At 67.4% G+C, this 4,419-nt stretch carries 4 protein-coding genes; all 4 read left to right on the top strand.

The window, feature by feature from the left end:
* Positions 1 to 201: 201 nt before the first annotated feature.
* Positions 202 to 921, top strand: coding sequence for a type VII secretion system-associated protein (locus tag CFN78_RS16425; RefSeq protein WP_094863693.1), 720 nt, complete (start codon positions 202 to 204; stop codon positions 919 to 921).
* Positions 922 to 978: 57 nt separating this feature from the next.
* Positions 979 to 1,614 (top strand): helix-turn-helix transcriptional regulator, encoded by a 636-nt coding sequence (locus tag CFN78_RS16430; RefSeq protein WP_094863694.1) that lies wholly within the window; start codon positions 979 to 981, stop codon positions 1,612 to 1,614.
* 149 nt (positions 1,615 to 1,763) lie between these two features.
* Positions 1,764 to 2,228 carry a YbaB/EbfC family nucleoid-associated protein gene (locus CFN78_RS16435; RefSeq protein WP_094863695.1) on the top strand — a complete coding sequence of 155 codons (465 nt, stop codon included), beginning with the start codon at positions 1,764 to 1,766 and terminating at the stop codon, positions 2,226 to 2,228.
* Positions 2,213 to 2,602, top strand: a complete 390-nt coding sequence (locus CFN78_RS16440; protein WP_094863696.1) for a hypothetical protein — start codon at positions 2,213 to 2,215, stop codon at positions 2,600 to 2,602. Before CFN78_RS16435 ends, CFN78_RS16440 begins: the two co-directional genes overlap by 16 nt.
* Positions 2,603 to 4,419 lie beyond the last annotated feature (1,817 nt).

Below are 4,419 nucleotides of genomic sequence, written 5' to 3' on the forward strand. Positions count from 1 at the left end.
GACCTCTCGATGGGATTTCGACGAACGACGGCGCACCACGGTCAAGCCAGATGTGACCCGGAGTCCGGCCAGGCTGCCTCTTTGGTCTCATTTCGCGAAAGGTGCAGATCCTGCGGGAAGACCGGGCATTCGGGAGTGCTCCGTGCGCCAGCCGGCTCTGCGCGGTGCACCCTGGTCGTGACCGCGTGGAGGGAGTTATCGGTGAGTAACAAGAAGGCTGGCCAGTCGCCGAGAACGCCGACGCCTGCGAACGGCGAGCTGAAGTCGGCGGCGGAGGGAGACGGCAGTGAAGACGGGCCCCAGGACCACTGGCTGTTCCTGGTCGATCCGCTGTGGGAGCCACCGGAGGACGACCGGGGCGCCCCAGCCGCGACTGAGACGGACGAAACCTATGCAGCCGCGGTGGCGATCGAGGGCGAGGAAGACGGCGAAGTGCAGATGCCTCCGCAGGAGGCCGTCGTCGGTGGGTGGCTGGTGGATGGGGACGGCAACACCGGCCGGTTCCACCCCAACCCGGACTACGTACCGTCGTCGCCGGAATCCCCGACGGATCCGGTCGACGCGGCGTTGCTGCGAGTGGCCGACGGGGAATCGCCGGTGGACGAACTGCTGGAGGTGCTCGCTGGCGGACGGTACGGCGTCGCGGTGAACGAGCAGGACCAGCCGCTGCGGCTTTCTTCCCCGGACGACGTCATGTCGCTGCTGGTCACAACGGCGCCGGCGCGGAGGTTCGGCGTCGCCGAGGTCGAGCACTGGCGCGACGTGACGGCGTCGGAGCTGGCGGAGCTGGTCGGCGAGTATCAGGTCGATCTGCTGGTCAACCCGGCTGGGCCCGCGACGATCCGCTTGCTCGGTGAGGTCTTCGTCGCGCAGGTGACCGAGACCCCGGCGGAGCGTCCAGAAATCGTGGAGGATCTGTGAAGTCTCGTGCGGAGACTGACGGTGTCATCACCGGCTCAGCCCACATGAGGAGGCCTCGTGGAATCCGTCACCGTTGCCGTCGACGCCCTTGATCCGATCACCCGGTCCGGGGTGCCCGCGGTGCTTACCGGAAACCCTTACCTCCGGCTGCTGCCCGACGCGGAGAAGGGCTCGGCGGACGTGCTCGTCTTCGTCCGCCCGGTGGTGACCGACGAAACGCTCGTCGAAATCCGTGATGCCCGCGACCGGGCGACGGTGGAGGGGGGACAGCGGATCGTGCTGGTCACCAACCACTTCAGGCGTACCGACCTAATGATCGCCATCGAGAGCGGAGTGCTGGCCATCCTGCCTCGGCGAGAGGCCGTCGCGGCCAGGTTGATCCCGGTGATCGTCCACGCGAAGCAGGGCGTGGCCGATCTGCCGCCGCAACTGCAGGGGCAGTTGCTTACCCAGCTGAACAGGCTCCGCCGCGAGGTCCTGGAACCCATCGGGCTGACCCTGTCGGGCCTGGCCGAACGCGAGCAGAGCGTAATGCGACTGGTCGCCGAGGGCCTCGGCACCGCGGACATCGCCGAGCAACTGCGGTACTCCGAGCGCACCGTGAAGAACATCCTGTACGGCATGATGAACCGCCTGAACTTGAGCAACCGTGCGCACGCGGTGGCCTATGCCATCCGGGTCAAGGCGATCTGAGCTGCGGGTTCGCGCCGTCTCGTCAGGGAACTTCTGTACCAGGGTGCGAGTAGGGCCGGGCAGCGTTGCGTGTTTGGAGCGCAGGGGTTGGCAGAGACTGTGGACATCATGTTGCGAAACGTCTTCGACCTGGCTAGACGGGAGGCTTGATGTCGTACGAGATGAAGATCCGAGAGCTGATGGCCGACTATCACCGGCAACGCGCCTCGCTCGCCGAGATGCAACACCGGATGAAGGAAACAGTCGGTACGGCCGTCGCGCCGAGGCAGGCCGCGAAGGCCACGGTCAACGCGAACGGGGAGCTCGCTGAACTCACGTTTCCCACCAACGCCTACAAGAGCATGGCGCCGAAGGAACTGTCGACGATGTTGCTGAAGGTCATCGGCGATGCTCGTGTGGACGCGATGAGGTCGGTCACCGGGATGATCGGTGCGCAGCTCGGCGACGGCAGCGAGACCATTTCGGACCTGCTCGGCCCCGATGCCGACATCACCAAGCTGATCACGAGCGACTCGTTGATGGCACCGGAGGTTCGCGAGTACCTGGGTGGCGACGCGGTGCGGCTCGACCAGGAGGCGGCGAGCGCGGAGGAGGAATCGTGGCCGAAGAAGTAAGGGTCGACACGGACCGGCTCGCCACCGTGCCGGAGGCTCTTCGTCAGGCGAACGCGCTGGTGCAGGACTTCCAATCCGCGGTACGGCGGCTGGCCGCGGGCACGACGGCGATGTTCGGCGCGGAGGGCACGATGCGTGCCGCCCAGGACAAGTACGACGAGGCCTGCGCGAGCTTGGCTGAGGTCGCCGAGAACCTGGAGGCCGTGGTCAACGAGTCCGCGCGCCGGATCAACGACGTTCAGCGCAACTACGTGCGGACGGACGCCCAATCCGTCGCCTTGGCCGACGACGCGGCGCGCGGCATTGCCGACGCGACACCGGGCGTCGACGGCCCCAACCGCGGCGCTGTCAACCCTGGCCGCGTCACGCGGTAAACACGGATCGTTTCTCGCGTCCCGGCGGCGTCACCCCTCGACGCCGCCGTAACGCGTCTCTCATCGATGGTGGGGTGTGAGTGGTGTCGGGTCCAGTGGATGGGGGTGGTGGTTCTGAGTGGGGGTGGGCGCAGCCGTTTTTTTTGATGACGATGGGTCAGCGGTTGCCGGAAGGTTCAGTGGGGGAGTTGCGGCGTCGTGGGGTGGTGTGGGGTGAGTTGGTGGGTGGGCTGGGTGGGTTGGTGGGAGTTGCAGATGTGACGGATGGGGTGTTGGGAGAGGCGTTGGTGGGGGATGTGGGGGATGAGGTGCGGGGGTTTGTGCGGCGCTTGGGTGAGGTGGGTCCTGGGTTGGTGGGGGCGGTGGGGGGGTTGGGGAGGTTGTTGGGTGAGGTGGCGGTGGAGTTGGAGCATGGTTTGTGGGCCTTGTTGGTGGAGTTGATGTTGTTGGCAGTGGAGGTGGCGCGGGCGGTGTCGATGGCGGTGGCGACGTTGGGAGCGAGTTTGGTGGGGTTGGGGGCGCGGGTTGCGGCTGCTCGGGTGTCGATGATGGCGGTGTTGCGGCGGATGGCGTTGGTGGGAATGGGTGAGGTGGTGGAGGAAGTGGTGCTGGATGTGGGGGTGCAGGTGGCGCAGTTGTTGTCGGGTGGGCGTTCGGGGATGTCGGGGCAGAGCGTGGGGATGTCGGCGTTGGGTGGTGGGTTGGGTGGTGGTGTTGCTGGTGGGTTGCGGGATGTGGTGGGTCGGGTGGTGGGTCGGGGGTTGTCTGGTCGGTCGGGGGAGGTGGTTTCCAGTGCAGTGACGGAGGCTGGGGCGGAGGTTGTTGCTGGTGGGGTGTTGGGGGGTGGTGATGTGGGGTGGGGTGCGGTGTCGGGGGTGACGACGGGTGCTGTGGGTGGTGTTGCTGGTTGGGGAGACCTGCGCGACATCACCGTCCCCGACGTCGACCTCCCAGACACCACCAGCACCAACGACGCTGAGGGCGCGACAACAGCGACCGGCACCACCGGAATCGCAGACACCATCGCAGGCAGCGCTACGGCGGCTGCTCTCCCTGCTGGCCGGACATCCGGTGATGGAGCCGCCAGTCCAGCCACCACGCAGCACGCGACCGCGCGCACACTCGGGGCGGCACAACACACCGGTGCATCGCAAGACAGCGAAACGTCGCAAGAACCGAGGGCGCCACACGAGGCGGCCGGGGTACAGGAGACCGGGAGTCCGATCCGGCAGACACCTTCCGCCGAAGCCACCCACCGACAAGCAGCCACGATCCCCGACACAGCCTTCACAACCTCCGAAGTGACGAACTCCTCGGTCACCTCGGACACCGTGTCGGAGCGGGGGTTCGAGTGGTCGGGCTCCAAAGCATCGTCGGAGCCGACTGACGCCTCGTCGATGCGCACGCCCGTCGACGAGGTACCTGACGAGACCATCGGCCAGGCGCCTGAGCGTCTGAGCACCGCCGTCTCGACCGCCGCACCCGAAGACGTAGCGGACCAACGACCGGAGCCGCAAGAAGACAGCGCCGTTCGCGACGGCTCACATCACCGCGACGTCCGCGGCGCCGTCGTCCAGGACGTGACCGACGCTCCGGTCGTGGGCGCGTTCGCTGGCACGCAGCCGGGCCAGGTGGGATCGACAGCACCGCCGCCGAACACCGTGGCCCCGGCAGGCGCACCGCAGGCATCCACACCGCAGGCATCCACACCGCAGGCGGCGGCGCCGCAGGAGCCAGGTTCATCGCGCAACACGGCGTTGCCCGGGTCGGTCCGCACGACGCGGGACCGGGCCAGCGTGGACAGCTCGACGCGTGTC

It is taken from the genome of Amycolatopsis antarctica (assembly GCF_002262875.1).
Classification (GTDB): domain Bacteria; phylum Actinomycetota; class Actinomycetes; order Mycobacteriales; family Pseudonocardiaceae; genus Amycolatopsis; species Amycolatopsis antarctica.